General features: G+C 34.6%; 1 protein-coding gene. It reads left to right on the top strand.

Annotated elements, in window-relative coordinates:
• Window positions 1–84 precede the first annotated feature (84 nt).
• Window positions 85–1,422 carry an IS4 family transposase gene (locus H8716_RS17400; RefSeq protein WP_249310224.1) on the top strand — a complete coding sequence of 446 codons (1,338 nt, stop codon included), beginning with the start codon at window positions 85–87 and terminating at the stop codon, window positions 1,420–1,422.
• Window positions 1,423–1,590: the final 168 nt, after the last annotated feature.

The raw sequence follows: 1,590 nt of genomic DNA, 5'->3' as shown, positions 1-1,590 counted from the left end.
GCCGCTTTAGCTACTTCTCAAAGTTCTCAGTAGCTAAAGCGGCCCTTGTAATTAGAAAACATCTATTTACAAGGAGGAAATCGCATGAATAGGAACTCACAGAAATTAAGGGATTTATTATTGAATCTTATTAATAAGCAGAAACAGGATTTGACGGGACTTGTTTCTGACCCCGATGTGAATTTTTCAAGAAATAGGAAAATCCCATATGAAAATATGATTTTGTCATTGCTAACGATGGAGGGGGCTACTTTAACGAATGAACTATTGCGACAGTTTGGTTGCAGTACCACTACCGCAACGTCATCAGCATTTGTTCAGCAGAGAAAGAAAATCCTACCAGCTGCACTGGAAAATCTTTTTCAGGAATTCACTTCCCAAACAGCCAGAAGTGATAATTATAGAGGATATAAACTTTTGGCTATTGATGGTTCAGATATTCAAATTGCAACTAATCCAAAGGACAAAAAGTCCTTTTTTCAAACAAAAGAAGGTGTAAAGCCCTACAATCTCCTTCACCTGAATGTTTTATACAACCTTCTCTCTCACACATATGAAGATGCTATAGTTTATAAAGCTAAAGAAGCTGGAGAAAACAAGGCATTAATTGAAATGGTTGATAGATCTGATTTTATCCAAAAGACCATTGTTACTGCGGACAGAGGATATGAGTCGTATAACAACATGGCACATATACAAGAAAAAGGTTGGTTTTACCTTATACGAGTAAAGGATTTTGGCAAGTACAAAGCAGGCATTTTGCATGGCTTAGACTTACCTGACACAGAGAAATTTGATGAGTATATAGATTTAAATTTAACTCGTAAACAGACAAATGAAATGAAGAATTTATTGCAACAGAAGAATACATATCGATGGATACCACATAAATGTACGTTCGATTATCTGCCGTCAAAAAGCAAAAAATCAGATCCTACAGTATTGTATCATCTGCCATTTAGAATTGTACGTTTTCCAATATCAGATAATTCATATGAAGTTGTAGTAACCAATCTGGACGCAGTAGAATTTCCTTCAGATGAACTAAAGAAACTATACGGCATGAGGTGGGGGATTGAAACATCTTTTAGAGATTTAAAATATACTATTGGATTACTTCATTTTCATTCGAAAAAGGTGGAATACATACTCCAAGAAATTTTTGCAGGACTAATAATGTATAACTTTTCTGAATTGATTACCTCGCACGTAGTCATAGAAAAGGGATCCAGAAAATATGAATATAAAGTCAACTTTTCTGTTGCTGTACATATATGCCGAGATTTCCTGTTAAGTATAAATATCCCACCTGATATTGAACTGCTCATTGCCAGATATGTAACACCCATTCGCCCTGGGCGCTCAAGACCACGTGAAATGAAAGTCAAACAAGCAATAAGCTTCATGTATAGAATAGCATAAAATATCAAAAAATGTATCAATTTTTGACAAGGGTATTGCTCTTGTCAATTTGTCGTACATTTTTTTGATTTATGCATGGATTTTAATCTGTGACAAGAAAATAAAAGAGAAGTTAGTATCGAAAAAAGATACCAACTTCTCATAATCTTACTTAACTTAATGCCATTG

It is taken from the genome of Jingyaoa shaoxingensis (genome assembly GCF_014385005.1).
Lineage (GTDB): Bacteria > Bacillota > Clostridia > Lachnospirales > Lachnospiraceae > Marvinbryantia > Marvinbryantia shaoxingensis.
This window is presented reverse-complemented; position numbering and strand designations above follow the sequence as displayed.